Source organism: Blautia massiliensis (ex Liu et al. 2021), assembly GCF_052064225.1.
GTDB classification, from domain to species: Bacteria; Bacillota; Clostridia; order Lachnospirales; family Lachnospiraceae; genus Blautia_A; species Blautia_A fusiformis.
This window is the reverse complement of record NZ_JBQHWA010000004.1, coordinates 59,921-85,568: the sequence shown is the minus strand read 5'-3', so window position 1 is coordinate 85,568 and position 25,648 is coordinate 59,921. Positions and strand designations below refer to the sequence as shown.

Annotated in this window: 28 protein-coding genes and 1 other RNA gene; all 29 read left to right on the top strand. The window is 45.0% G+C overall.

Annotation, left to right across the window (positions count from 1 at the left end; genetic code table 11):
- Window positions 1–59 precede the first annotated feature (59 nt).
- The 29 genes from ACTNDQ_RS02435 to ACTNDQ_RS02295 all read left to right on the top strand — a co-directional run bounded on the left by ACTNDQ_RS02435 (window position 60) and on the right by ACTNDQ_RS02295 (window position 25,647).
- A complete protein-coding gene (locus tag ACTNDQ_RS02435) occupies window positions 60–1,277 on the top strand; it encodes an aminotransferase class I/II-fold pyridoxal phosphate-dependent enzyme (protein ID WP_441063562.1) in 1,218 nt (405 codons plus the stop codon).
- A 247-nt stretch (window positions 1,278–1,524) separates the two neighbouring features.
- A complete protein-coding gene (locus ACTNDQ_RS02430; RefSeq protein WP_441063560.1) occupies window positions 1,525–2,886 on the top strand; it encodes a citrate/2-methylcitrate synthase in 1,362 nt (453 codons plus the stop codon).
- Between the two features lie 21 nt (window positions 2,887–2,907).
- Window positions 2,908–3,414 carry a YqeG family HAD IIIA-type phosphatase gene (locus ACTNDQ_RS02425; protein ID WP_441063558.1) on the top strand — a complete coding sequence of 169 codons (507 nt, stop codon included), beginning with the start codon at window positions 2,908–2,910 and terminating at the stop codon, window positions 3,412–3,414.
- Window positions 3,411–3,920 carry a shikimate kinase gene (locus tag ACTNDQ_RS02420; RefSeq protein ID WP_015524429.1) on the top strand — a complete coding sequence of 170 codons (510 nt, stop codon included), beginning with the start codon at window positions 3,411–3,413 and terminating at the stop codon, window positions 3,918–3,920. Before ACTNDQ_RS02425 ends, ACTNDQ_RS02420 begins: the two co-directional genes overlap by 4 nt.
- A gap of 86 nt (window positions 3,921–4,006) precedes the next feature.
- Window positions 4,007–4,564: an elongation factor P gene (gene efp / locus ACTNDQ_RS02415; protein WP_441063556.1), complete on the top strand. Its 558-nt coding sequence runs from the start codon at window positions 4,007–4,009 to the stop codon at window positions 4,562–4,564.
- 261 nt (window positions 4,565–4,825) lie between these two features.
- Window positions 4,826–5,171: a transfer-messenger RNA gene (ssrA, locus tag ACTNDQ_RS02410) on the top strand.
- 116 nt (window positions 5,172–5,287) lie between these two features.
- The gene (locus ACTNDQ_RS02405) at window positions 5,288–6,448 is read left to right on the top strand and encodes an FtsW/RodA/SpoVE family cell cycle protein (protein ID WP_279199287.1); all 1,161 of its coding nucleotides are present in this window, start codon (window positions 5,288–5,290) and stop codon (window positions 6,446–6,448) included.
- 141 nt (window positions 6,449–6,589) lie between these two features.
- On the top strand, window positions 6,590–6,823 hold the full coding sequence (acpP, locus tag ACTNDQ_RS02400; RefSeq protein WP_015524431.1) for an acyl carrier protein: 234 nt from the start codon (window positions 6,590–6,592) through the stop codon (window positions 6,821–6,823).
- A gap of 173 nt (window positions 6,824–6,996) precedes the next feature.
- Window positions 6,997–8,451, top strand: a complete 1,455-nt coding sequence (gene gltX / locus ACTNDQ_RS02395) for a glutamate--tRNA ligase (protein ID WP_441063553.1) — start codon at window positions 6,997–6,999, stop codon at window positions 8,449–8,451.
- Complete coding sequence (locus ACTNDQ_RS02390) at window positions 8,438–10,300, top strand: ATP-dependent helicase (protein ID WP_320810926.1); 1,863 nt, start codon at window positions 8,438–8,440, stop codon at window positions 10,298–10,300. The genes gltX and ACTNDQ_RS02390 overlap by 14 nt, the downstream gene beginning before the upstream one ends.
- Window positions 10,297–10,845, top strand: coding sequence for a 4'-phosphopantetheinyl transferase family protein (locus tag ACTNDQ_RS02385; protein ID WP_278796285.1), 549 nt, complete (start codon window positions 10,297–10,299; stop codon window positions 10,843–10,845). The genes ACTNDQ_RS02390 and ACTNDQ_RS02385 overlap by 4 nt, the downstream gene beginning before the upstream one ends.
- A 17-nt stretch (window positions 10,846–10,862) precedes the next feature.
- A complete protein-coding gene (locus tag ACTNDQ_RS02380; RefSeq protein WP_279199282.1) occupies window positions 10,863–12,011 on the top strand; it encodes a YncE family protein in 1,149 nt (382 codons plus the stop codon).
- Window positions 12,012–12,095: 84 nt separating this feature from the next.
- Window positions 12,096–13,028, top strand: a complete 933-nt coding sequence (spoIIIAA, locus tag ACTNDQ_RS02375; RefSeq protein ID WP_015524435.1) for a stage III sporulation protein AA — start codon at window positions 12,096–12,098, stop codon at window positions 13,026–13,028.
- Window positions 13,013–13,531, top strand: coding sequence for a stage III sporulation protein AB (locus ACTNDQ_RS02370; protein WP_021650701.1), 519 nt, complete (start codon window positions 13,013–13,015; stop codon window positions 13,529–13,531). Before spoIIIAA ends, ACTNDQ_RS02370 begins: the two co-directional genes overlap by 16 nt.
- A 58-nt stretch (window positions 13,532–13,589) precedes the next feature.
- A complete protein-coding gene (spoIIIAC, locus tag ACTNDQ_RS02365) occupies window positions 13,590–13,784 on the top strand; it encodes a stage III sporulation protein AC (RefSeq protein ID WP_021650700.1) in 195 nt (64 codons plus the stop codon).
- 15 nt (window positions 13,785–13,799) lie between these two features.
- A complete protein-coding gene (locus tag ACTNDQ_RS02360) occupies window positions 13,800–14,186 on the top strand; it encodes a SpoIIIAC/SpoIIIAD family protein (protein WP_021650699.1) in 387 nt (128 codons plus the stop codon).
- Window positions 14,183–15,325, top strand: a complete 1,143-nt coding sequence (locus ACTNDQ_RS02355; RefSeq protein ID WP_129974432.1) for a stage III sporulation protein AE — start codon at window positions 14,183–14,185, stop codon at window positions 15,323–15,325. Before ACTNDQ_RS02360 ends, ACTNDQ_RS02355 begins: the two co-directional genes overlap by 4 nt.
- A complete protein-coding gene (locus ACTNDQ_RS02350) occupies window positions 15,322–15,894 on the top strand; it encodes a stage III sporulation protein AF (protein ID WP_278796288.1) in 573 nt (190 codons plus the stop codon). Before ACTNDQ_RS02355 ends, ACTNDQ_RS02350 begins: the two co-directional genes overlap by 4 nt.
- Complete coding sequence (locus ACTNDQ_RS02345) at window positions 15,809–16,174, top strand: hypothetical protein (protein ID WP_242872566.1); 366 nt, start codon at window positions 15,809–15,811, stop codon at window positions 16,172–16,174. The genes ACTNDQ_RS02350 and ACTNDQ_RS02345 overlap by 86 nt, the downstream gene beginning before the upstream one ends.
- An 11-nt stretch (window positions 16,175–16,185) precedes the next feature.
- Window positions 16,186–17,010: a SpoIIIAH-like family protein gene (locus ACTNDQ_RS02340; protein ID WP_320810927.1), complete on the top strand. Its 825-nt coding sequence runs from the start codon at window positions 16,186–16,188 to the stop codon at window positions 17,008–17,010.
- 87 nt (window positions 17,011–17,097) lie between these two features.
- Entirely contained in the window at window positions 17,098–18,687 is a 1,590-nt protein-coding gene (locus ACTNDQ_RS02335) for a peptide chain release factor 3 (protein ID WP_022426368.1), read from the top strand.
- Between the two features lie 80 nt (window positions 18,688–18,767).
- Window positions 18,768–19,154: an Asp23/Gls24 family envelope stress response protein gene (locus tag ACTNDQ_RS02330; RefSeq protein WP_278796289.1), complete on the top strand. Its 387-nt coding sequence runs from the start codon at window positions 18,768–18,770 to the stop codon at window positions 19,152–19,154.
- A 32-nt stretch (window positions 19,155–19,186) separates the two neighbouring features.
- The gene (nusB, locus tag ACTNDQ_RS02325) at window positions 19,187–19,663 is read left to right on the top strand and encodes a transcription antitermination factor NusB (protein ID WP_441063546.1); all 477 of its coding nucleotides are present in this window, start codon (window positions 19,187–19,189) and stop codon (window positions 19,661–19,663) included.
- Complete coding sequence (gene xseA, locus ACTNDQ_RS02320) at window positions 19,660–20,865, top strand: exodeoxyribonuclease VII large subunit (RefSeq protein ID WP_278796290.1); 1,206 nt, start codon at window positions 19,660–19,662, stop codon at window positions 20,863–20,865. Before nusB ends, xseA begins: the two co-directional genes overlap by 4 nt.
- Window positions 20,865–21,083, top strand: a complete 219-nt coding sequence (gene xseB / locus ACTNDQ_RS02315) for an exodeoxyribonuclease VII small subunit (RefSeq protein ID WP_021650691.1) — start codon at window positions 20,865–20,867, stop codon at window positions 21,081–21,083. The genes xseA and xseB overlap by 1 nt, the downstream gene beginning before the upstream one ends.
- Window positions 21,073–21,960, top strand: a complete 888-nt coding sequence (locus ACTNDQ_RS02310; RefSeq protein WP_161208615.1) for a polyprenyl synthetase family protein — start codon at window positions 21,073–21,075, stop codon at window positions 21,958–21,960. The genes xseB and ACTNDQ_RS02310 overlap by 11 nt, the downstream gene beginning before the upstream one ends.
- A gap of 22 nt (window positions 21,961–21,982) precedes the next feature.
- Complete coding sequence (dxs, locus tag ACTNDQ_RS02305) at window positions 21,983–23,869, top strand: 1-deoxy-D-xylulose-5-phosphate synthase (RefSeq protein WP_320810928.1); 1,887 nt, start codon at window positions 21,983–21,985, stop codon at window positions 23,867–23,869.
- A gap of 84 nt (window positions 23,870–23,953) precedes the next feature.
- A complete protein-coding gene (locus ACTNDQ_RS02300; protein ID WP_320810929.1) occupies window positions 23,954–24,763 on the top strand; it encodes a TlyA family RNA methyltransferase in 810 nt (269 codons plus the stop codon).
- A 23-nt stretch (window positions 24,764–24,786) separates the two neighbouring features.
- On the top strand, window positions 24,787–25,647 hold the full coding sequence (locus tag ACTNDQ_RS02295; protein ID WP_015524460.1) for an NAD(+)/NADH kinase: 861 nt from the start codon (window positions 24,787–24,789) through the stop codon (window positions 25,645–25,647).
- The last annotated feature ends 1 nt before the right edge of the window (window position 25,648 follow it).

Here is a 25,648-nt window from a genome sequence, read left to right as displayed (position 1 = left end):
TTTGACTATGAAATTAAAATGGTTAAATAATAGTGAAAATTAGAAGAGGAGTGGTTTTTATGAGAACATTCGGGAAATCATCAAAGCTTGACAACGTGCTGTACGATGTGCGCGGACCGGTTGTGGATGAGGCTACCAGAATGGAAGAAGATGGAATGGAGATTCTGAAGCTGAATATTGGTAATCCGTATCCGTTTGGGTTTTCAGCACCTCAGGAAGTGATCCTGGATATGCTGAGTAATGTTCGTACTTCCCAGGGATATTCCGATTCCAAGGGCATTTTTTCTGCAAGAAAAGCGATCATGCAGTATGCACAGCTTCGCGGGATCCCGGGAGTTACCATTAATGATATTTATACGGGAAATGGTGTCAGTGAACTGATCAACCTCTGTATGCAGGCGCTGCTTGATAACGGGGATGAGATCCTGATCCCGGCTCCGGATTATCCGTTGTGGACAGCTACTGCAACACTGGCAGGCGGAAATGTAGTTCATTATATCTGTGACGAACAGTCTGACTGGTATCCGGATATTGAGGATATCAAGAGCAAGATCACACCAAGGACCAAGGCGATCGTTATCATCAATCCCAATAACCCTACAGGTGCAGTATATCCGAAGGAGATCCTGGAACAGATCGCAGACATTGCAAGAGAAAATGAGCTGATCATCTTTTCTGATGAGATCTATGACCGTCTTGTTATGGATGGATATAAACATACTTCGATTGCATCCCTTGCACCCGATGTGTTCTGTGTAACATTTTCAGGATTGTCCAAGTCTCATATGATCGCAGGTTTCCGCATCGGATGGATGATCTTAAGTGGTGCAAAAAGTAAGGCGAAGGGTTATATAGAGGGAATCAATATGCTCTCTTCCATGCGTCTCTGTTCAAATGTTCCGGCACAGTCCATTGTACAGACTGCACTTGGCGGATATCAGAGTGTCAATGAATATACGCAGCCGGGCGGACGTGTTTATGAGCAGAGAGACTTTATTTACAAGGCACTGAATGATATTCCGGGAATTTCCGTTGTAAAACCACATGCGGCATTTTATATATTCCCGAAGATCGATACTGAGAAATTCAATATTTTCAATGATGAACAGTTTGCTTTGGATTTTCTTCATGAGAAACAGGTGCTTGTTGTTCCGGGCAAGGGATTCAACTGGAATCAGCCGGATCACTTCCGTATTGTTTATCTGCCGGATATCCGCCAGCTTGACAAGGCAATGAAGAAGATGAAAGAGTTTTTTGCTACATATAAGCAGGTCTGATCGCAGATAGACAAGAAGAGATTTGCGATCCGCATTCGCTGCCTGCTCATAACCGATAAACTGTAAAGCAGGTATTCGGTTATATTTTCGGCATAGACCGGAACCGAAAAAAATGTTATAATATATCTGAAATATCCCGGCCAGCTACGCCGGGATATACAAATAAGACCAGAATTGCTTGAGAGGGGAATGAGGAGGGACCGTTATCGAACAGCAATAAAACAGAAATCGAAAGGGGAAATAACTGATGAGCAAATTCAACATGAAAGTGACACCTGAGATTGAGAAACTTACCCAGATCTGTCGTGAGAATGACAAACTGGATCTGTCTTTATATGGCAAATACGATGTCAAGCGAGGCTTGCGTGACCTGAATGGAAAGGGTGTCCTTGCAGGACTGACCCAGATCTCCAATGTCCAGGCAACGAAGATCGTGGACGGAAAAGAGGTTCCCTGCGCAGGTAAGCTTTCTTATCGCGGGTATGACATTAAGGATCTGACAAATGGTTTTATCAATGACCGGCGCTTCGGCTTTGAGGAAGTAACCTATCTGCTTCTTTTTGGAAAGCTTCCGGATCAGGAAGAACTGAATGGATTTTCCGGGATTCTTGCGAACCAGCGTATGCTTCCGCGGAATTTTGTAAGGGATGTCATTATGAAGGCACCATCCAGAGATATTATGAACGCTCTGTCAAGAAGCGTGCTGACACTTTATTCCTACGACAAAGACCCGGATAATATTGAACTGGAGAATGTGCTCCGTCAGTGTATCAACCTGATCAGCGTTTTCCCACTGTTATCTGTTTATGCGTACCAGGCTTATAACCACTATGAGAAGGGTAAGAGCCTCTATATCCATCAGCCCAAGAAGGAGCTTTCCACAGCGGAGAATATCCTTCGTCTGTTAAGACCGGATAAGAAATATACCGCTCTGGAAGCAGAGATCCTGGATATTGCCCTGATCCTTCATATGGAGCATGGCGGTGGTAACAACTCTACATTTACCACTCATGTGGTTTCTTCTTCCGGAACAGACACATATTCTGCAATTGCGGCAGCATTGGGTTCTCTGAAAGGCCCGAAACACGGCGGTGCCAACATCAAAGTCGTAAAAATGTTTAACGATATGCGTAAACATGTACATGACTACAGTGATGAAGAGGAGATCAGTGCATACCTTAAGAAGCTTCTTCATAAAGAGGCCTTTGATAAACGTGGACTGATCTATGGTATGGGACATGCGATCTATTCTGTTTCAGATCCACGTGCAGAAGTCTTTAAAGACTATGTGGAACAGCTTGCAAGAGAAAAGGGCAGAATGAAGGATTATCAGCTGTATGCTGCAGTAGAGCGTCTTGCACCAAAGGTTATCACAGAGGAGCGTAAGATTTATAAGGGTGTCAGTGCCAATGTGGATTTTTACAGCGGATTTGTTTACAGCATGCTGGATCTGCCGCTGGAACTCTACACACCGATGTTTGCTATTGCACGTATCGTAGGCTGGAGCGCACATCGTATGGAAGAGCTTATCAATGTGGATAAGATCATCCGTCCCGCATATAAGAATGTCCTTCCGGAAGCAGAGTATATTCCTCTTTGCGAGCGATAGGAAAGGACTGAGGTGGAATAGATGTTCAGATGCTTTTTTCCGGATGAATATCTGGATTCTGCGTATGGGATCGATTATGAGAAGCTGTACAAAGAAGGATACAGAGGGCTGCTCTTTGATATCGATAATACTATTGTTCCCCACGGTGCACCGGCAGATGACCGGGCAAAGAAACTGTTTGAAAAGCTAAGGGCTCTCGGGTTTCGATACTGTTTTGTATCCAATAACCAGAAACCTCGTGTAGAGCCCTTTGCCAAAGCAGTAGAGGGGGATTTTATAGAAAATGCCCATAAACCGGTTGGGAAAAATTATAAAAAAGCCTGCCAGGTGATCGGAACCGATCTTGACAGGACGATCTTTATAGGAGATCAGCTGTTTACGGATATTTATGGAGCAAAGAGGGTGGGGATCCGGACGATCCTTGTGAAACCGATTCATCCAAAAGAGGAGATCCAGATCGTGCTGAAGCGTTATCTGGAAAAAATAGTATTACATTTTTACCAAAAAGAGGAGGGAAAGAATTCATGAACCATATTGTAATCATCGGCTTTATGGGTTCAGGAAAGACACGAGTTGGAAAGAGACTGGCGAAGGACCTGGGGCTTCCGTTTATTGACGTGGACAGACTGATCGTGAAAAAAATGAACATGTCAGTAAAGGAGGTATTTGAACGCTTTGGAGAAGCATTTTACCGTGCGCTGGAGACTATGGCAGTCAAGGAACTGTCCACAGACAGCGAACGGAAGGTAATCTCTGTAAGTGCGGGACTGCCTCTTCAGGAGCAGAACCAGAAATATCTCCAGAGTATGGGAACGATCATCTATCTGAAGGGATCTGCTGCAACGTTGATCAAACGTCTGGAAGGAAGTAACAATCCCACATTGGAAGGAACTGAGAATAAAGAAGAGAAGATCAAGAAACTTCTGAAACAGAGAGATCCGGTTTATGAGAAGTTTGCGGACATTAAAGTTGTCACAGGAGTGAAGCCTTTTGATGAACTGATCGCAGAAATTGAAGAAAAATTGAAGGCTTAAACAAAAAAACAGTTGAAAAATGGCAAAAGGTATTATAGAATAATCCATAGCGAAAAAGAACCGCATATATTAAGGAGGAAATATTTATGATTTCAGCAGGTGATTTCAAAAATGGTATCACACTTGAAATTGATGGAAACGTATGTCAGATCGTTGAATTCCAGCATGTAAAACCAGGAAAAGGCGCAGCCTTTGTAAGAACAAAATACAAGAACATTATCACAGGCTCTGTATTAGAGAAATCCTTCCGTCCTACAGAGAAATTCCCGGCAGCACGTATTGAGCGTGTAGATATGCAGTATCTGTATCAGGATGGTGGTTTATACTACTTCATGAATACAGAGACATATGATCAGGTTGGTCTTACAGAGGACCAGGTTGGCGATTCTCTGAAATTCGTTAAGGATAATGAGATGGTTAAGGTTTGCTCTCATAACGGCGAGGTATTCGCAATCGAGCCACCTCTTTTTGTAGAGCTTGAGGTTATTGAGACAGAGCCAGGATTCGCAGGAAATACAGCACAGGGTGCTACCAAACCGGCAACTGTTGAGACAGGTGCACAGGTTCAGGTTCCTCTGTTCGTAAATCAGGGCGACAAACTGAAAATCGATACAAGAACAGGTGAGTATCTTTCACGTGTATAATGCAGCAAGAAACCCGCGTAAGCGGGTTTTTTTGTGCCATAAAATTAAAAGATCATTTTGACAGTATTTAAAATACCAAAGTTTGAATGCATATTCCAGACTGTACAGGTAAGAAAAAACTGTACAGTCTGGACTTTTTTTGAAATATCCTTGACACGAAAAATCATTCTGGTATAATTAAACCCAGTCAAAAAACTGACTAAGAAGTTCGTCTGTCCACCAGAGATGACCGGAAATGATCCGGTCACAGAAGTCTTTTAAGGGCTTGTACTGGTTTCGACGGGGGCTTTGAAGTTAGGGAAGCCATCCGCAGACTCCTGGACTGCGTACCAACCGGGAACTAAATATAAACGCAGACGAAAAGTTAGCGTTAGCAGCCTAAGCTGCTCGTCAGCCCCGTTGCACTCACACATCGGGAATCTGGCGTCGACCATGTGAGAAACCTTGCCGGGTAAGCTTTGCCCCGGTAGATGTATCATGAAGCTACTGAAGCAGTAAGCCTGTCGGTGGGCGTACTGCCAAGGGAATGTTAAATCAGCGACTGTGATGGGAGATGCCTTAAGGGATAGGCTTTCGGACAGGGGTTCGATTCCCCTCAGGTCCATTTATGGAACGTCCCGGAAAGACAGCATTTATGCGGCTTTCCGGGAATTTTTTTTACTTTCTTTATTACTCGTGGATATCAGGAAATTCTTCGCAGATACAGAAAGCGATGGTGATAGAATGAAAAAAACTCTGCTTAACAGAAAAAAGCAGAATAAGAAAGCTGATTATTATGATTATAATCTGGTAGCTGTTATTGTACTGCTGGTGTGCTTTGGACTGGTCATGCTTTACAGCACCAGTTCATATATGGCAGAAGTGAATTATGGCAACGATATGTTTTATTTTAAGAAACAGGCACTGATCAGTACAGCATGTCTGATCGGAGCGTTATTTATTTCAAAAATACTGGATTATCATATCCTTCTTCCTTTTACAACTGCGTTGTATGTGGCTTCGCTGATCCTTATGGGACTTGTGCGGACTCCGCTGGGACATTCCTCTCATGGTGCTACCAGATGGCTGTATATCGGACCGATCAACTTCCAGCCTGCCGAGCTGGCAAAGATCGCGGTTATTATCATGATGGCTTACATGATCGGAAAAATGGGACGAAAGGTAAAGACTTTAAAGAGCTGTATGATCCTGGGACTTCCGGGGGCAGGACTTGCGCTTGCGGCTTATATACTTACAGATAATCTGAGTACAGCCATGATCATTCTGGGAATAACAGTTGGAATGGTGTTTGTGGCACATCCGGATATGCGTCCGTTTATTGCTGTGGCAGCGGCAGGAGTGATCCTTATTGTGATCGGAGTACTTTTTCTGGTTGCGACGACCAAGGACAGTGACAGCTTCCGTGTTATGCGAGTACTTGTATGGCTTCAGCCTGAGAAATATTCCGATGAAGGCGGTTATCAGACGCTGCAGGCATTGTATGCCATTGGCTCCGGAGGGCTTTTTGGCCGCGGGCTTGGAAATAGTATCCAGAAGCTTGGAAGTGTTCCGGAAGCACAAAATGATATGATCTTTTCCATTATCTGTGAGGAGCTTGGAATTTTCGGAGGGATTTTTGTACTGATCCTGTTCGGATATCTTTTGTACAGGTTGTTTTTTATTGCGCAGAATGCACCGGATCTGTTTGGCTCACTGATCGTTACCGGGATTTTTATACATATTGCGCTGCAGGTGGTCCTTAACATTGCCGTTGTACTGAATCTGATGCCCAATACAGGTGTCACCTTGCCCTTTATCAGTTACGGAGGAACGTCCATTGTGTTCCTGATGCTGGAGATGGCAATAGCTCTCAGCGTGGCCCGTCAGATAAAATTTCAAGAGTAAAATAGTTTTAAAATCAAAATATTTTTGCTCTGGAGCTATTTTTTGGGAAAATCCTCTTGACAACTGTTTTTGCAGACTATATACTTTGCTCAAAAAGAGGAAACAGATTCGATCTGTAACGATTAAAGGAGAGAATAAGACATGTTAGAAAAAATGAAAGAAATGCTTGCAGAGCAGTTAAATTGTGAGGCATCTACAATCACACCGGAGACATCTTTCAAGGATGATCTTGGTGCAGATTCTCTTGACCTGTTTGAACTGGTCATGGCTCTTGAGGATGAGTACAATGTTGAGATCCCGGCAGAGGAGCTTACAGATCTGAACACAGTTGGAGATGTGATCGATTATCTTAAGAACAAAGGCGTAGAAGCATAAGCAGAAATCAAGGATCCTCTGGGACGACAGTGTCTCAGAGGATTTTTTTGTATATGCGAAGATACGTGAGAGGGATGGCAGGGTATTCCGCCGGAAAACCTATGGACATTTTGAAGGATTTGGGTATATAATAGCACCTATAAAGAGAAACAACAAAAACGAGGAGAAAAGAAATGACAAAGATCAGAACAAGATTTGCACCGAGCCCTACAGGAAGAATGCATGTGGGTAATTTAAGAACAGCTCTTTATGCTTATTTGATCACAAAACATGAAGGCGGAGATTTTATCCTCCGTATTGAAGATACAGACCAGGAACGTTATGTGGAGGGAGCTGTAGATATCATCTACCGTACTCTTGAGAAAACAGGACTTCTCCATGATGAGGGACCGGACAAGGATGGCGGATTTGGTCCGTATGTACAGAGTGAGCGTCAGGCAACAGGCATGTATTTGAAATATGCCAAACAGCTTATTGAACAGGGAGATGCATATTACTGCTTCTGCGGCAAGGAAGAACTGGAAAGCATGAAACGTACTGTTGCAGGTAAGGAGATCTCTATTTATGACAAGAGATGTCTCCATCTTTCCAAGGAAGAGGTTCAGCGCCGTCTGGATGCAGGTGAGCCGCATGTTATCCGCTTTAATATGCCAACAGAGGGAACCACTACATTCCATGATGTTATTTACGGAGATATCACCGTTAACAATGAGGAAATGGAGGATCTGATCCTGATCAAATCTGACGGTTATCCGACCTACAACTTCGCAAATGTAATTGATGATCACCTTATGGGAATCACACATGTTGTAAGAGGTAACGAATACCTTTCCTCTTCACCGAAGTATAATCGTATTTATGAGGCATTCGGATGGGAAATCCCGACCTATGTTCACTGTCCGCTGATCACAGACGAGACACATCAGAAGCTTTCCAAGAGATGTGGACATTCTTCTTATGAAGATCTGATCGATCAGGGATTTGTGACAGAGGCAGTGATCAACTATGTTGCACTTCTTGGATGGAGCCCGGCAGACAACCGTGAGATCTTTTCTCTTCCGGAGCTTGTGGAGGCATTTGATTATCATCATATCAACAAATCACCGGCAGTTTTTGACATTGCCAAGCTGAAATGGATGAATGGTGAGTATATCAAGAAGATGGATCCGGAGGCATTCTATGAGAGAGCACTTCCGTATCTGAAAGAAGTTCTGAAAAAAGACTTTGATCTTAAGAAGATCGCAGGAATGGTTCAGACCAGAATTGAAGTATTCCCGGATATTACTGAGCTTGTAGATTTCTTTGAGGCAGTTCCGGAATATGACAGTGCGATGTACTGCCACAAAAAGATGAAAACAACAGAGGAAACTTCTCTTGCAGTTCTCAAAGAAGTGCTTCCGGTACTGGAAGCACAGGAGGATTATACCAATGATCCACTGTATGCATCTTTAAGCGCTTTTGTAAAGGAGCACGGATATAAGAATGGTTATGTTATGTGGCCGCTTCGTACAGCAGTATCCGGCAAGCAGATGACACCGGCCGGTGCAACAGAGATCATGGAGATCATTGGCAAGGAAGAGACACTGAAACGTGTACATGCAGCAATCGAAAAGCTTGAAAATAAATAAGAGTGTGATCGATAATCCAGTTATGAAACGAAATCCATCTCAAAAAAGGGCGATCGCCCACCTGTCAGGACCTATGATGGTTCTGGCAGGCCCCGGTTCGGGGAAAACTTCCGTCATAGTAGAAAGAACAGCACATATGATCCAGGAAGGGAAGATACCGGCTTCCTCTGTTCTTGTTGTGACTTTTTCCAGGGCAGCAGCAGTGGAAATGAAAGAACGGTTTCTGAAATTTACCAGTGTTCAGCGAACCGGCGTTACTTTCGGGACTTTTCACGGAGTGTTTTACGGGATCCTCAAACAGGCTTATGGTCTGAATGGAGGAAATATCCTGTCAGAAGAAGAAAAATATGCGATCTTAAGAGAACTGGTGGTAAACTGTGCTGCAGAACAGTCCCAGGAAGGGGATTTTGTGGAAGATATTGCCAAGGAGATCAGTGTTGTAAAGGGTGGAAGGATCGCTCTGGAGCATTATTATTCTTCCTGCTGCCCGGATGAAGTGTTCCGACAGATCTTTCAGGGATATCGAAAAGTCCTGAATGAAAGAAGAAAACTTGACTTTGATGATATGCTGTTGAGCTGTTATGAACTTCTGAAAAAACGAAAAGATATCCTGTCTGCATGGCAGAAAAAGTTTCACTATATTCTGGTGGATGAGTTTCAGGATATCAATCATCTTCAGTATGATATCGTGAAGATGCTGGCAGCACCGGAGAACAATCTGTTTGTGGTGGGAGATGATGATCAGTCTATCTATCATTTCCGTGGCGCTCGCCCGGAGATCATGCTGAATTTCCCGGAAGATTTTAAAAATGCGGAGACGGTGATCCTGAATATCAATTACCGGTGCAGTGGAAATATCCTGGATACAGCTATGAAGGTGATCAATTACAATGAAAACCGTTATGCAAAAAAACTTTCCACACCAAATGAACCGGGAGAGCCGGTGCAGATAAAAGAATTTCGAAATCCCAGAGACGAATATATGGCAGTTGCAGGCCTGCTGCGGAATCGGATGGAAGAAGGGGATAATATTGAAGATACAGCGCTGCTTTTCAGGACTAATCAGGAAACCGAAGGACTGGTCGCTGCGTTGATGGAGTATGGGGTTCCTTTCACTATGAAGGAAAAACTGCCCAACCTGTTCCGACACTGGATCTGCCGGAATATGATCGCTTATTTGAAAATGGCAGAAGGAGACCGGAGCCGCAGTACATTTCTGGAGATCATGAACCGGCCAAACCGATACATAGCCAGGGACGCTCTGACAGAAAAAAACGTTGATTTTAAAGCATTGGGAGAGTTTTACAAAGACAAAGACTGGATGTGTGACAGGATCACAACGATGGAGACACATCTTCGGATCTTAAAGACTATGGCCCCTTATGCAGCCATTAATTTTATCCGGAATGGCATGGGATACGAAGAATACTTGCAGGAATATGCAAGGTATCGTAAAATAAAACCGGAAGAGCTTATGGAAACCCTGAACCGGATCCATGAAAGTGCCAGAGGAATGAAAACATTGGAAGAATGGATGGCCTATATGGACGAGTATACCAGAAAGCTTGAAGAACAGGCGAAGAAACAGGATGTGAAACGGGAAGGAGTGGTGATATCCACTCTTCATGCGGTCAAAGGTCTGGAATATGACAATGTATATATCATGAATGTAAATGAAGGCAGCATGCCTTATCGGAAGGCAGTCCTGGAGGCACATCTGGAGGAAGAACGGAGGCTTTTCTACGTTGGTATGACACGGGCAAAGAAGAAACTCTGCCTGTATTATGTAAGACAGCAGTATGAGAAGGAACGGGAACCGTCCCGTTTTCTTGAGGAGGCCGGATTATGAATGGGATTATTTATTATACGAAGATCAGAGATGAATATAACAGCAAGAATATGGAGCATATGATCGGGGAAAAACTTCTGGAAATCGGACTTGAGCGGGAATTTGGACGAAAGCTTGCTTTTGAGCCTCGGTCAAAGGGGGAACATGGGAAACCGTTTTTTACCCTGCTTCCAAGAATTCATTATAATATCACACATTCCGGAAAATATGTGATGTGTCTGTTTGCCGGAGAAGAGGTGGGCATTGATGTGCAGATCCACAAGAAGGTAAATTACGAACGGATCCTTGAAAGAATGGTACCGGCAGATATGATACGGGAAATCCTGGATGCAGATGATATGGAGAAAGCCTTTTTTGCCCAGTGGGTTTTGAGAGAGGCATATATCAAATGGACCGGAGAGGGATTGTCCAGGGATCTGCGTACGATTTCCATGGATAAGGGAAATTACATAATGCTGGAGCTGGAACCGGGATACAGTGGTGCGATCTGGTCCAGAGACAGCCTGGAATTACGATTTGAATACGAAGACATCATTTTGAAATAGCAAATAGAGACGATAAAATGAACAAAGAGATGAAACACAGCTTCAGGATTTTCATTTTGAAGATCCTGGCAGTTGCTTTTGTGCTGTGCATATGTTATTTTTTATATGCATTTGTTTACCGTGCAAAAACTGAGCTGCCCACAAAAGCTGTGGTGACAAACCGAGGTGCTGCAGTGTATACACTGCGGGGACAGAAACAGATGCTTTCCCAGAAAGAGGATTTTTCTTATTTTGCCTTTGATGGGAGAGAAAAAGAGAAGGAATATGGAACATATGTCATTCCCGGGCTGAAGAATACCAGGACGCTGCTCACAAAAAAAGGTGCCACTCCTGCCATGTGTACATCCATGACGCCTCAGGGACTGGCGGTTACAGAGGATTATGTGCTGATCAGCGCTTACTGCAGCACACAGAAACATAATTCGGTCATTTATGTGATCGATAAGGAAAATCATAATTTTATTAAAGAAGTGATACTGCCTGGACAGCCTCATGTGGGAGGACTTGCCTATGACCCGGAGCATAAGTTATTATGGTATTCCTCCAATATCAACGGGATCGCACAGGCAGTGAGTATAAAGATGGATACAATAGAAGCCTACGATTATGATGACAGCCATTTGCCGGTGGATACTTTCCAGATAGTCAGTCTTTATGGGATCGTGAGAGATTCTTTTATGACCTTTTATGAGGGGTGTCTGTATGTAGGCTGCTTTGAAAAATATAACGAAAGTGTAATTGCACGATACGGAGTTGACGAAGAGGGAAAACTGATCAATACCATGGACGAGAAACTGGGCATGGATTTTGAAATGGCAGTTCCGTTGGATTATTCCACCATATCGGAGCAGGTTCAGGGAATTGCTTTTTATAATGATAAGCTTTTGATCTCTCATTCTTTTGGAATCCTGCCATCCAGGCTGGTGTTTTATGAACAATCCGATAAGCGTTTGTATGTAAACGAGAATTCTGCCAGAACTTATCGTTTTCCGGAACGACTGGAACAGATCGTGGTGGAGGGCGACAGCCTTTATGTGATGTTTGAATCCTGTGCCTATGCATACCGTGCGTCCTCCGTAAATATTGTGGATCGGGTCCTGAAGCTGAATCTTTCGAAGATGGAGACCTATGACGAAGAAGAAAGTCTTTTTTTTCTGTCGGAATAAAGAAAAAACGAGAGAGCATCAAAAAAGACAACAGGTACTAAATCCGGCATGTCCGCAATATATTTAAGTGTAAGAGGTGAAAACATGGACGCAAACCAGATCCAGAACCTGTTTGCCAGTAATGTCCGCCAGCTTCTGGTGGATGCAGACCTTGATTATGATAAATTATATGAGATACGTCTCCGCGTGGGAAGACCTCTGTTCCTCACTTATGATGGGGGAGAATGTTTCCTCCGGCAAAAAGATACAGAACCTTATCTGGTTACGCGGGAAGATCTTAAGGAAACACTGGAGTATGTCAGCGGCTATTCCCTGTATGCTTATGAAGATGAGATTCGCCAGGGGTTTTTGAGTGTACAGGGTGGGCACCGTGTAGGAGTTACCGGAAAGGTGATCCTGGACGGAAACCGTATCCGTGGGATGAAATATATTTCCTGCATCAATGTCCGTCTGGCACATGAGATTCAGGGATGTGCAGAAGAAGTGCTGCCATATATCCAGACAAGAGAGCAGATCATGCATACCTTGATCGTTTCTCCGCCCAGATGTGGGAAGACCACGCTTCTTCGGGATATCATCCGGCAGATGAGTAATGGATGGGGAAATATTTCCGGTGTTACGGTAGGAGTAGTCGATGAGCGCAGTGAGCTGGCCGGATGCTATCAGGGGATCCCTCAGAATGACCTTGGAATGCGTACGGATATCCTGGACGGCTGTCCGAAAGCAGAAGGGATGCAGATGCTGATCCGGTCAATGTCGCCGGTTGTGGTTGCTGTGGATGAACTTGGAAAAGAAGAAGATTTCAAGGCTGTGGAATCAGTTATCCACTGTGGATGTCGTCTGATCGCAACTGCACATGGAGCTTCCATGGAAGAAACATTATCCCAGCCGTTTTTCCGGAAATTGTGGGAAGCGCGGGTTTTCCAGAGATATATTTTTCTGGGAAAGCATGAACGTGCAGGAATCGTGGAAGGAATCTATGATGAAAATGGGAAATGCCTATGTACCGGATTGTAGGATGTATTCTGGTAGTGGCGGCAGGAGCCGGAATGGGATTTTCCGGAAGTATGAGACTTTCGGAGCAGATTCGTATACTGGAAAAACTGCTTCAGATGGTGATCTGCCTGAAAGGCGAGATCCGCTGCGGGAATGCATCACTGCCGGATGCTTTTTATGGAGCAGCAGGAAGAATGAATGGAAAATACAGAGAGTTTCTCATCAGTGCCGCGGACAGGATGAAAGCGGGAACAGGAGAAAAACTTTCACAGATATGCAGGGAATGTGCGGAAAGCGCCCTGAAAAAAAGCTGCCTTACCCATGGGGAAAAGGACGCTTTTTTTTCTTTCGGAGAATATCTGGGCTATATGGATCTGGAAATGCAGATGCGACAGCTTTCCCTGTATGAAAATAATTTGGAAGCAGAGATATTGAAGCGGAAAGCGGAGGTTTCCGGAAAGAAAAAACTGTACCAGGGAATTGGGATTCTTGGAGGCCTGCTGCTTGCGGTTCTCCTGGTATAGTATTGTTTATCAGACAGTAGTAAGAAGGACAGGCTTTCAGAAGAAAAGGAGGGATCATTTGGAGGTCAGTATCATATTTAAGATTGGTGCAGTAGGGATCCTGGTCTCTGTTCTTTCTCAGATCCTGAAACATAGCGGAAGGGAGGAACAGGCTTTTCTGGTGAGTTTTTCAGGACTTCTTTTAGTACTGTTCTGGATCGTGCCGTATATTTATGAGCTTTTTAAAAATATCCAGCAGCTTTTTGTACTGTAGGGGAGGGAAAGAACCGTGGATATTCTGAAGATTTCTGTTCTGGGAGCGGCAGGGGTTCTTCTGGGGATTCTTCTGAAAGACCGCGCACCGGAGTATGTAAGCCTTGTTACGATGGGAATAGGTCTTGTGATACTGGGATTAGCGGTAGGGAAGATCAGCTATCTGTTCCAGTCCCTGGAGAGACTGAAACAGAGTCTCCCGATTGATGGAAGCTATATCACTACTTTGCTGAAGATGATCGGGATCACCTATATCGGACAATTTTCATCCGGTATATGCAGAGATGCAGGATATTCATCCACTGGTGCACAGATCGAACTGTTCTGCCGGTTATCTGTAATGGTTTTAAGTATGCCGGTTCTTCTGGCACTGCTGGATACCATACAGGGATTTCTTGCATGAAAAGATATTGGTCAGAGATTTGTGCAGCCCTGTTTCTGGCTGTAGTTATAAGCTGTTTTGGCGGTGTGATCGTTTATGCTTCTTCGGCGGAACAACAGATCACAGATCAGATGGAGCTTACCGACCTGCAGTCCATGGTAGATGAGATGCTTGGAGAAAAAACATTTTCTGTTACAGAAGCGTTTCACAGACTGTTGTCAGGGGAAGAGGTGCTTTCGGAGGAGAGTGTGCGGGAATTTTTGCACAGTCTCCTTTTTTATGGTATTGAAAGAGAAAAAGAGCTGATCGTGAAGTTGTTGCTTCTGTTATTGTTTGCTGCCGTTTTTTCCGGGTTTGCCGGTGCCTTTGATAACGGGCAGGTGGGAGAGATCAGTTTTTATGTGGTGTATCTTCTTGTTTTTACTCTTCTGATGAACAGTTTTTCCGGTTTGAGTGCATCACTGCTTTCAATGCTTGCGTGGATCACGGAGTTTATGAAGGAACTCTCACCGGTGTATTTTATGGCAGTGGCAGCAGCGTCAGGTGCATCCAGTGCAGCTGCTTTTTATCAGGGAGTACTGCTTCTGGTGTGGCTTTTTCAATGGATCCTGGAACGAGTACTGCTTCCCGGAGTGAGTTTATATATTCTTCTGAAATTTGTGAATCATCTTTCCAGGGAAGAAATGCTGGGAAAAATGGCTGAGCTGATCGAGACGGTGATCTCCTGGGGGCTTCGGACATTACTTGGAGTGGCAGCAGGACTGCAGGTGGTGCGTGGGCTTGTAGCTCCGGTAATGGATTCTCTGAAGCGGAGTGCTGTGGGAAAAACTGCAGGTGCTCTTCCTGGAATCGGGAGCGCGGTAAATGCAGTTACGGAACTGGTCCTTACCACAGCTGTTCTTGTAAGAAACAGTCTGGGCATTGCGCTTTTACTGGTGATCCTGGCGGTGGGGGCGGGGCCATTGGTCCGATATGGACTTTTGTCACTGACCTATCGCTTTCTGGCGGCTGCGGCGCAGCCTGTATCAGACAAACGGCTGGTAGAAGCCTTTGGCACCATGGCAGAGGGCTGTGCACTTCTGATGAGAATCCTGTTTACTGCGGAAATTTTATGTATGCTTACATTTCTGATCCTGATGGCAGGAGGAGGCTTGGGATGAGAACAGAACTTTATCAGTGGATGAAAAGCCTGGCTTTTTTTCATGTACTTACTACAGCACTTCTGCATATTCTGCCTGATAAGCGTTATGAGCAGTATATACGGCTGTTTATGGGGCTTCTGTTGGTGCTTTTGATCTGTACGCCTATATTTGCCGTAGTGGGAAAAAGTGAAGAACTTCTGTCCGGATTCAGCAATAATTATGGGAGAGAAGAACAGGTACGTATGAAGACAGAAGCAGAAGGAATAAGGGAAACATTTCTTAAAGGAGCATATGAACAGGAGTTGAAGGATCAGGTTCAGGGTATCCTCAGGAAAGAAGGTTTTTTTTCGGCAAAAACAGAAGTAGATATGGAGAAAGAGCTTCAGCTGACCATAACACTTTATGGAACAGTCACAGAAAAACAGAGGGAGGCGGTGAAAAATGAGCTCGAAAGAATCTGCGGACTCAGGAAAGGACAGTATCAGATCCTGGCTTCTGAGGATGGGATGGAAGGAGTGGGGAGTTTTCCTTCTTCTGGGAATCCTTCTTCTGGTGGCAGGACTTCCGGTAACCCGAAAGAACAGTAAAACAGCAGAGGATCAGAATGCGGAGAAAACCCGCCTGGAGAGCCGCCTTGAGGAACTGCTTTCCAATGTGGAAGGAGTCGGAGAAGTGGAAGTGATCATAATGACCGGGGATGAGGGAAATACGGAAAACTTTTCCATAAGCAGCAAAAATGAAGTTACCGGTGTACTGGTGGCGGCCCAGGGAGCAGGCAGCGCAGTGACAGTCCAGAATATTCAGCAGGCAATTATGGCATTATTTCAGATCGACGCTAATAAAATTAGAATAATGAAAATGAAATGAGGAGAGTAGAAGTGAAAAAGATCATGAAGAAAAATCAGGTAATCATCACCTCGCTGGCCATTCTCATTGCTGTGGCCGGATATCTGAATTTCGCAGATGTGGATCTGGGATTTAAGGATAAGGAGACGAGTACAGACAGCAGCAGTATCCTGGACGATGTGGATTATGATCTGACCGATGAAACAGCCCTTCTGGATGAGAACGGGGCAGATGGCACAACCCAGTCGGAGGTGATGGATACCGCATCCCCGGGCGAGGCCGTACTTACCGGTGCTTCGGATTTTGCAGCACAGGCAAAAGTCAGCAGGGAGCAGGTGCGTTCCCAGAACAAAGCGGACCTGCAGGCGATCATCAGTAATAAAGACATCAGCGATGAAGAAAAACAGAATGCTATTAACACAATGGTTTCCATGACAGATCTTACAGAAAAAGAGGTGGCTGCAGAGCTTCTTCTGGAGGCGAAGGGCTTTGAAAATGTGATCGTAAATCTGACGGGTGAAACTGCGGATGTTGTGGTGCCGGATGCAGATCTGGAGGATGCAAAACGTGCACAGATCGAGGATATTGTAAAGAGGAAAACCGGTGTGGCAGCAGAGAGCATTGTGATCACGCCTCTGAGTCAAAGTAAAAATGCATCGGATGTCATAAATACTGCAGATGAAGCTGAAAAAAATACGGGAGGTGCAGAGGATAATGCGGAAAGTACAGGGGATGAGGTGCAGGATACCGCTGCATCTGTGGAAAGCGATCCGGCGGATCAAACATCTGAGGACGCAGAGACGGCTGCAGATATCCAGAACGATCAGACTATTGATACAGAGGGAATTTACGACTGAATTGCCTTGACAGCAAAGCCTTGTCTATACTAGAATAGGAAAGGTTATAGTAAAATAGAGATATCAGAGAATATACAGGAGGCTCACGTGTCGAAGTATACGAAAGAAATAGAAAAAAGAAGAACATTTGCAATCATCTCTCATCCGGATGCTGGTAAAACAACATTAACAGAAAAATTTCTGCTGTATGGAGGGGCCATCAATCTGGCCGGAAGTGTAAAGGGTAAGGCTACGGCCCGCCATGCAGTATCAGACTGGATGGAGATCGAGAAGGAAAGAGGTATTTCCGTTACTTCATCCGTTCTTCAGTTCCATTATGACGGATATTGTATAAACATTCTGGATACACCTGGACATCAGGATTTCTCCGAGGATACCTACCGTACATTGATGGCTGCGGATTCAGCAGTTATGGTCATCGATGGATCCAAGGGTGTTGAGGCACAGACCCGTAAGCTTTTCAAGGTCTGTGTTATGAGACACATTCCGATCTTTACTTTTATCAATAAGATGGACAGAGATGCCAACGATACTTTTGATCTTTTGGATGAGATCGAAAAAGAGCTTGGTATTGCAACCTGTCCGATCAACTGGCCAATCGGTTCCGGTAAGAAATTCCGGGGTGTGTTTGATCGTAATACAAAGAAGATCCTTACCTTTTCCGATACACAGAAGGGCACCAAGGAAGGTGTGATAGAAGAGATTGATATTAATGATCCCCGTGCAGATGAGGTCATGGATCCTGAGCAGAAAGAGCAGCTGATGGAAGAAATCGAGCTTCTGGATGGCGCAAGCGCGGAGTTTTCTCAGGAAGAGGTCAGCAAAGGACAGCTGACACCGGTATTTTTCGGTTCTGCTCTTACCAACTTTGGTGTGGAAACATTTCTGGAGCATTTCCTGAAGATGACCACTTCTCCGCTTCCGAGAACTGCAGACTGCGGACCGGTAGATCCTATGAGTGATGATTTTTCAGCCTTTGTATTTAAGATTCAGGCTAATATGAACAAGGCTCACAGAGACCGTATCGCATTTATGAGGATCTGTTCAGGCAAGTTTGATGCGACCAAAGAGGTTTATCATGTGCAGGGAGACAAGAAGATGCGACTTCTTCAGCCGCAGCAGATGATGGCGGAATCCCGTCATGTTGTGGAGGAGGCTTATGCAGGTGATATCATCGGTGTCTTTGACCCGGGTATTTTTTCTATTGGAGATACCATCTGCGCACCTGGAAAGAAATTTGCCTTTGAGGGGATCCCGACCTTCGCACCGGAGCATTTCGCACGTGTGCGTCAGATCGATACCATGAAGAGAAAACAGTTTGTAAAAGGTATCAACCAGATCGCTCAGGAGGGTGCGATCCAGATATTCCAGGAGTTTAACACCGGTATGGAGGAGATCATTGTGGGTGTTGTCGGTATCCTGCAGTTTGATGTCCTGAAATACCGTCTGGAGAATGAGTACAATGTAGATATCCGCCTGGAAACACTTCCATATGAGCATATCCGCTGGATTGCCAACAAGGAGACTGTAAAAGTAGACAAGATCGTGGGAACTTCTGATATGAAGAAAGTCACAGACCTTAAGGGAAATCCGTTGCTGCTCTTTGTCAATGCATGGAGTGTTGGCATGGTTGAGGACAGAAACCCTGATCTGGTACTGACAGAATTCAGTAAATAAGCCCTTTTATTTCATAACTTTTTTTGATATAATAGTATAAAATTACGAACAAAAATATTATATCCGTAGGAGGGTTTCCCATGGCAGAAAAAAGAACAACATATAAGATACAGGATTTGGGCGGAATCGGTGAAGTTCACATTGCAGATGAAGTTGTTGCGATCGTTGCAGGACTTGCAGCAACAGATGTGGATGGAGTTGCTTCCATGGCAGGAAATATCACCAATGAGCTGGTAGGTAAACTTGGAAAGAAGAATCTGTCCAAGGGCGTGAGAGTAACCATTCTGGAAGGAGTCGTTACCGTGGATCTGTCACTGAATATCGAGTATGGCAGAAACATTCTTGAGACAAGCAAGAAGGTTCAGGAGAAGGTTAAATCCGCTATTGAGAATATGACAGGACTTGAGGTTGCAGATGTAAATATTCATATTGCCAGCGTGGATATGGAGAACGAAAAAGGAAAGTAAACCTTTCCTTTTTTACGTCTTAGGAGGAAATTATGAGAAGAAGAGAACAGAGAGAACATGTATTTAAACTTATGTTTATGACAGAGTTTAATTCAGAAGAAGAGATGACAGAACAGCTCTCTCTTTATTTTGAAGGTCTTGGAGAACTTTCAGAACAGGACCAGGAATATATGAAGAAGAAGTACGCACATGTGAAAGAACATCTGGAAGAGATCGATGCACAGCTGAACAGTGCAAGCCGTGGATGGAAGACAAAGCGTATGAGCCGTGTGGATCTTGCGGCACTTCGTCTGGCAGTATATGAGATGGAATATGATGCAGACGTACCGACAGGAGTAGCTATCAACGAAGCGGTAGAACTTTCCAAAAGATTTGGCGGAGATGCTTCCGGCTCCTTTGTAAATGGAGTACTGGGTAAGATCGCATCTGAGAAGGATGAGAAGAAAAACGAGGAGGAGACTGCTGACACAGAAGAGAAGGCAGCAGAAGCCCCGGAAGAGAACGCATGAGAAACGTCTATTCTGTCGGTCAGGTAAACCATTATGTCAAAAATATGTTTACCCAGGATTACTTCCTCCGAAAAGTCTATGTAAAGGGAGAAGTATCCAACTGTAAATACCATACCAGCGGACATATTTATTTTTCCCTGAAGGATGAAACAGGCACATTAAGCTGTGTGATGTTTGCGGGACACCGCAGAGGTCTTGCTTTTCGCATGAAGGACGGGGATAAGGTAGTTGCAGGCGGAATTGTAGACGTATATGAGAGAGACGGGCGTTATCAGCTTTATGCAAAAGAGATCACACTGGAGGGTGCTGGTGCCCTCTATGAGCGGTATCTGGCACTGAAACAGGAACTTGAGGATATGGGGATGTTTGCCCAGGAATATAAGCAGCCCATTCCTCATTTTATTCATACCCTTGGCGTGGTGACAGCACCTACTGGTGCAGCAGTACAAGATATCCGCAATATTGCAGGCAGAAGGAATCCATATCTGCAGGTGATCCTTTATCCGGCACTTGTGCAGGGAGAGGGAGCGGCGCAGAGTATCGTAAAGGGAATCCGGATGCTGGATGAAGCAGGGGTGGACGTGATCATCGTCGGCCGTGGAGGTGGCTCTATTGAAGATCTCTGGGCCTTTAACGAGGAGAGCGTTGCCCGTGCTATTTTTGAGTGCAGGACACCGGTGATCTCGGCAGTGGGACATGAGACGGATTTTACCATTGCGGATTTTGTAGCAGATCTGCGGGCACCTACACCATCTGCTGCAGCAGAGCTGGCAGTGGATGATTTTCGCAGTGTTCTGGAGAGCTTTCATATGTACGGAGACCGTCTGCAGCGTGCCATGAACAGTAAGACAGAACTTTTTGCCGCAAAACTTAAGGCCTATGAGAACAGATTCCAGTATCTGAGCCCGGAGTCCATGTTACGTGAAAAACGTCAGTATGCATCGGAGCTGGAGGAATGCCTGCGTTCTTCCATGGAACAAAAGCTTACAGAGAAAAGACATGAACTGGCAATATGGATCCAGCGGTTTGAGGGACTTTCTCCATTAAGAAAGCTAAATGGAGGATATGCATTTGTGTCCGACTCAGACGGACATGCGGTGACAGAGATCAGTCAGATAAAAAAAGGTGACAGGATCTCCATTGCAGTAACCGATGGAGTCATAGAAGCAGTTGCGGATTGCATCAGGAAGGAAGAGCGATAATGGCAGAAGCAAAGAAAGAAGAGAAATCCATAGAAGATACTTTTGGGGAGCTTGATCTGCTTGCCCGGAAGCTGGAGGATAAAGAAACACCTCTTGAGGAGTCTTTCCGCCTCTACAGACAGGGAATGGAGCTCCTAAAGGATCTGAACGGAAGACTGGATACTGTAGAAAAAAAGATGCTTCAGATGAATGAGGATGGGACATTTCGTGAATTTTAAAGAAGAACTGAAAAGAAGAACAGAAGAAGCAGAACATGTGATCCGGGAATATCTTCCGGAAGAATCCGGTTTTGCAAAAACCATGGCAGAGGCTATGAATTACAGTATGACGGCAGGTGGAAAGAGACTCCGCCCGATCCTGATCAGGGAAACCTACGAGCTGTTTGGAGGAAAGGATAAGCTTTGTGAGCCTTTTATGGCGGCTATGGAGATGATCCATACACATTCGTTGATCCATGATGATCTCCCTGCACTGGATAACGATGATTACCGAAGGGGAAGGCTGACCACACATAAAGTATACGGAGAGGCCATGGGCGTTTTAAGCGGTGTGGCACTCCTTAACAGAGCTTATGAAGTGATGCTTTCCGCCTTTGATCTGACCGAGGATAAAGACCGTGTGATAGCCGCCATGCGGATCATTGCAGATAAGACCGGCATCAACGGTATGCTTGGTGGACAGAGTGTTGATGTGGAGAATGATGGGAAACCTCTGGAACACAAGATGCTGGATTATATTTACAAAAACAAGACCTCCGCATTGATCGAGGCTTCCATGATGACTGGTGCTGTGCTGGCAGGGGCATCTGAGAAAGAACTTGAGATTGTGGAGCAGGCTGCAGAAAACATCGGGCTGGCTTTTCAGATCCAGGATGATATCCTTGATGTGACCAGTACCCAGGAGGAACTGGGAAAACCGATCCACAGTGATGAAAAAAACAACAAGGTTACCTATGTAAGCCTTGTTGGAGCCCCGGCAGCAGCCAGCAGGGTTAAAGAACTTTCTGACCATGCGGTAGAACTTTTAGACGACCTTGACAGGAAGAACGGCTTTCTGGATCTTCTTGTGGAAAGTCTTGTCAGCCGCAGGAAATAGAAAGAACAAAGGAAGGGTACAAATGATTCTGGAAAAAATTAAAAAGCCAAATGATATTCATAAAGTTTCATTGGAGGATTTTCCGCGCCTTGCCGAGGAAATCAGGAGCTTTTTGATCCAGAGTGTAAGTGAGACAGGTGGCCATCTGGCATCCAATCTGGGTGTGGTGGAGCTGACTCTTGCTCTGCATAATGTGCTTGATCTTCCACAGGATAAGCTGATCTGGGATGTGGGACATCAGGCTTATACACATAAAATCCTTACAGGAAGAAAAGACGGCTTTAAGGATCTTCGTAAAGAAGGAGGTTTAAGCGGTTTTCCAAAAAGGAATGAAAGTGACTGTGATTCGTTTGATACCGGACACAGTTCCAATTCCATTTCCGCAGGACTTGGCTATGTCCGTGCCAGAGACCTGATGGGAGAGAAATACCATGTGGTTTCCGTGATCGGAGATGGTGCGCTTACCGGTGGGATGGCTTATGAAGCATTGAACAATGCGGCTGAGTTGAAGACTAATTTTATTATTATCATCAATGATAATAACATGTCTATTTCCAAGAACGTAGGAGGAATGTCCACCTATTTAAGCGCTCTGCGTACAGCTGAGACTTATACAGGAATGAAGATCGGCGTGACAAAAACACTCAAAAAGATTCCCCATGTTGGAACCGCCGTGGTAGATACGGTCCGAAAGACCAAGAGCAGCATCAAGCAGCTGATCATTCCCGGAATGCTTTTTGAAAATATGGGGCTGACTTATCTGGGACCGGTAGATGGCCATAATATGCGCCAGATGATGAAGCTTTTTAATGAGGCAAAGAGAGTGGAGGGACCGGTTGTTGTCCATGTCCTTACAGAAAAAGGCAGAGGTTATGGACCGGCATCTTCCCATCCGGAGCGTTTTCACGGAACAGGTCCTTTTGACATCCAGAGTGGCAGACCCCTTGCAGCAAAAACAGCGCCGACATATACGGATCATTTTTCCGGTGCAATATGTTCTTTGGCAGAGAAGAACAAAAAAGTAGTTGCTATTACAGCTGCTATGCCAGATGGAACCGGACTGAACCGATTCCGGAAGAAATTCCCGGAGCGTTTTTTTGATGTGGGTATTGCGGAAGAACATGCAGTAACCTTTGCGGCAGGCCTGGCACTTGGGGGAATGATCCCGGTTTTTGCGGTATATTCTTCGTTCCTGCAGAGAGGAATCGATCAGATCCTTCACGATGTATGTATGCAGGATCTTCATGTGATCTTTGCCATTGACAGGGCAGGATTTGTCGGAGCAGATGGTGAAACACATCATGGATGCTTTGACCTTTCTTATTTATCCATGATCCCCAATATGACAGTTATGGCTCCCAAGAATGGAAAAGAGCTTGAGGAGATGCTGAAATTTGCAGTAGAAGAGCTGGATGGTCCCTGTGCGATCCGATATCCGAAAGGATCGGCATGTACCGATATGGAAGAATGTCATGAGCCACTTAAGAAGAGCAGAAGTGAAGTGATCACTCCAGGCAGTGAGATTGCAGTTCTCGGAGTTGGCAGCATGGTTTCTGTCTGTCAGAAGGTCTGTGAAGAGATAAGAGATCACAAAATAGCAGGAGCTACGTTTGTCAATGTCCGTTTTGTAAAGCCTCTGGATACAGAGCTTCTTGATCGGCTTTCGCAGAACCACAGTCTTTTGGTCACTGTGGAGGAGAATGTAAAAAGCGGTGGGTTCGGAGAACATGTATCTGCTTATATGGAAGCCTGTCATCCGGAAGTAAGAGTTCTTCCACTGGCAATACCGGATCATTTTATTGAGCATGGAACGGTGGACCGTCAGCGAATGAAAATAGGTTTAAATGTACAGGGAATCCTGGATGCGGTAGAACAGAGCTGGGAAAATCTTGTGAATAACAGAAAATAAAGGACATAGCCTTTGCAGAAGAATACGAAGCTGTGAGGCATTTTACAGCCCGGCACATAAAGAGCCGGGCTGTTGGAGGATAATATGAAAAAAAGACTGGATATCATGATGGTGGAACAGGGACTTGCACCGTCACGCGAAAAAGCAAAAGCGTATATCATGGCCGGGGAAGTATATGTCAACGGTCAGAAGGAAGACAAGGCTGGCTCCATGTTTGCCGAGACTGTCAAGCTGGAGGTAAGAGGAAAGACTCTTCCTTATGTCAGCAGAGGCGGACTGAAGCTGGAAAAAGCCATGAAAAATTTTGGCGTGACGCTGAAGGATAAGGTGTGCATGGATGTAGGCGCATCCACCGGCGGTTTCACAGATTGTATGCTTCAGAACGGAGCGGTCAAAGTCTATTCCATTGATGTGGGATATGGACAGTTGGACTGGAAACTCAGGAATGATCCAAGAGTTGTATGCATGGAAAAAACAAATATCCGCTATGTGGTACCGGAAGATCTGGAAGGTCCGGCAGCATTTTCTTCGATCGATGTTTCTTTTATCTCCCTTACAAAAGTGCTTCTTCCTGTAAGAAACCTTCTCACAGAGGACGGAGAGATCGTATGTCTCATCAAACCTCAGTTTGAGGCCGGCAGAGAAAAAGTCGGAAAAAAAGGCGTTGTCCGTGATCCGAAGGTCCATGAAGAAGTCATTGAGAAAGTCAGAGATTATGCCATGAGCATTTTTATGGAGCCCTGTCATCTTTCCTTTTCTCCCATCAAGGGACCTGAAGGAAATATTGAATATCTCCTTCATCTGAAAAAACATCCGGAAGGAACAGAAGTATCTGTGAGTCTTGACGTATCCGTAGAGGATGTGGTAAAGGAAGCCCACGGACAGCTGGACTGATGTTTGGAAAGGACTGAAGCAATATGGACAGATTTTATATAATTCCAAACAGTGCCAAGGATCCGGAACTGACATTTTCTAATAGGATCATTGCCTATCTGGAGAAGCATGGTGCCAGGTGTCATGTGCAGAAGATCACCGAAAAAATGGAAGGACCGTATCATTATACGGACCCGGATGGGATTCCGCAGGATACACAGTGCATTATTGTACTGGGTGGAGATGGAACACTTCTGCAGGCTGCAAGGGATGTGGTGCATCTGGATATCCCTCTTCTTGGAATCAATCTGGGAACTCTGGGATTTCTTGCCGAGGTGGATAAAAATTCCGTGTATCCGGCTCTGGATCGGCTTCTGTCAGATGACTATGAGCTGGAAGATCGTATGATGCTGGAAGGAAAGATCTATCGTGGAGAAGAACTTATTGGAAAAGATATCGCATTAAATGACATTGTGATCGGAAGAGAAGGACATCTCCGTGTGATCCGTTTCAAGAATTATGTTAATGATGCATATATGAATTCATACAATGCAGATGGTATCATCATTTCCACTCCGACCGGTTCTACCGGATATAGTCTGTCAGCGGGAGGTCCCGTGGTTTCTCCCAGTGCCAGTATGATGATCATGACCCCCATCGCTCCCCATACCATGAACACCCGAAGTATCATTCTTTCCGGGGAAGAGGCAGTTACAGTAGAGATCGGTGAGGGAAGACATAATACCATTGAGAAAGCGGTGGCCTCTTTCGACGGGGATACCCAGATATCCATGGTCACCGGTGATCGGATCGTGATCCGGAAAGCCACAGTCAGGACAAAAATCCTCAAGCTGAACCATCTGAGCTTTGTGGAGGTTCTGAGACAGAAAATGAGTAACAGCTGAT

Coding starts and splice junctions, on each gene's coding strand:
- ACTNDQ_RS02435 (WP_441063562.1), top strand. CDS start 60: ATGAGAACATTCGGGAAATCATCAAAGCTTGACAACGTGCTGTACGAT.
- ACTNDQ_RS02430 (WP_441063560.1), top strand. CDS start 1,525: ATGAGCAAATTCAACATGAAAGTGACACCTGAGATTGAGAAACTTACC.
- ACTNDQ_RS02425 (WP_441063558.1), top strand. CDS start 2,908: ATGTTCAGATGCTTTTTTCCGGATGAATATCTGGATTCTGCGTATGGG.
- ACTNDQ_RS02420 (WP_015524429.1), top strand. CDS start 3,411: ATGAACCATATTGTAATCATCGGCTTTATGGGTTCAGGAAAGACACGA.
- efp (WP_441063556.1), top strand. CDS start 4,007: ATGATTTCAGCAGGTGATTTCAAAAATGGTATCACACTTGAAATTGAT.
- ACTNDQ_RS02405 (WP_279199287.1), top strand. CDS start 5,288: ATGAAAAAAACTCTGCTTAACAGAAAAAAGCAGAATAAGAAAGCTGAT.
- acpP (WP_015524431.1), top strand. CDS start 6,590: ATGTTAGAAAAAATGAAAGAAATGCTTGCAGAGCAGTTAAATTGTGAG.
- gltX (WP_441063553.1), top strand. CDS start 6,997: ATGACAAAGATCAGAACAAGATTTGCACCGAGCCCTACAGGAAGAATG.
- ACTNDQ_RS02385 (WP_278796285.1), top strand. CDS start 10,297: ATGAATGGGATTATTTATTATACGAAGATCAGAGATGAATATAACAGC.
- ACTNDQ_RS02380 (WP_279199282.1), top strand. CDS start 10,863: ATGAACAAAGAGATGAAACACAGCTTCAGGATTTTCATTTTGAAGATC.
- spoIIIAA (WP_015524435.1), top strand. CDS start 12,096: ATGGACGCAAACCAGATCCAGAACCTGTTTGCCAGTAATGTCCGCCAG.
- ACTNDQ_RS02370 (WP_021650701.1), top strand. CDS start 13,013: ATGTACCGGATTGTAGGATGTATTCTGGTAGTGGCGGCAGGAGCCGGA.
- ACTNDQ_RS02355 (WP_129974432.1), top strand. CDS start 14,183: ATGAAAAGATATTGGTCAGAGATTTGTGCAGCCCTGTTTCTGGCTGTA.
- ACTNDQ_RS02350 (WP_278796288.1), top strand. CDS start 15,322: ATGAGAACAGAACTTTATCAGTGGATGAAAAGCCTGGCTTTTTTTCAT.
- ACTNDQ_RS02345 (WP_242872566.1), top strand. CDS start 15,809: ATGGGATGGAAGGAGTGGGGAGTTTTCCTTCTTCTGGGAATCCTTCTT.
- ACTNDQ_RS02330 (WP_278796289.1), top strand. CDS start 18,768: ATGGCAGAAAAAAGAACAACATATAAGATACAGGATTTGGGCGGAATC.
- nusB (WP_441063546.1), top strand. CDS start 19,187: ATGAGAAGAAGAGAACAGAGAGAACATGTATTTAAACTTATGTTTATG.
- xseA (WP_278796290.1), top strand. CDS start 19,660: ATGAGAAACGTCTATTCTGTCGGTCAGGTAAACCATTATGTCAAAAAT.
- xseB (WP_021650691.1), top strand. CDS start 20,865: ATGGCAGAAGCAAAGAAAGAAGAGAAATCCATAGAAGATACTTTTGGG.
- dxs (WP_320810928.1), top strand. CDS start 21,983: ATGATTCTGGAAAAAATTAAAAAGCCAAATGATATTCATAAAGTTTCA.
- ACTNDQ_RS02300 (WP_320810929.1), top strand. CDS start 23,954: ATGAAAAAAAGACTGGATATCATGATGGTGGAACAGGGACTTGCACCG.
- ACTNDQ_RS02295 (WP_015524460.1), top strand. CDS start 24,787: ATGGACAGATTTTATATAATTCCAAACAGTGCCAAGGATCCGGAACTG.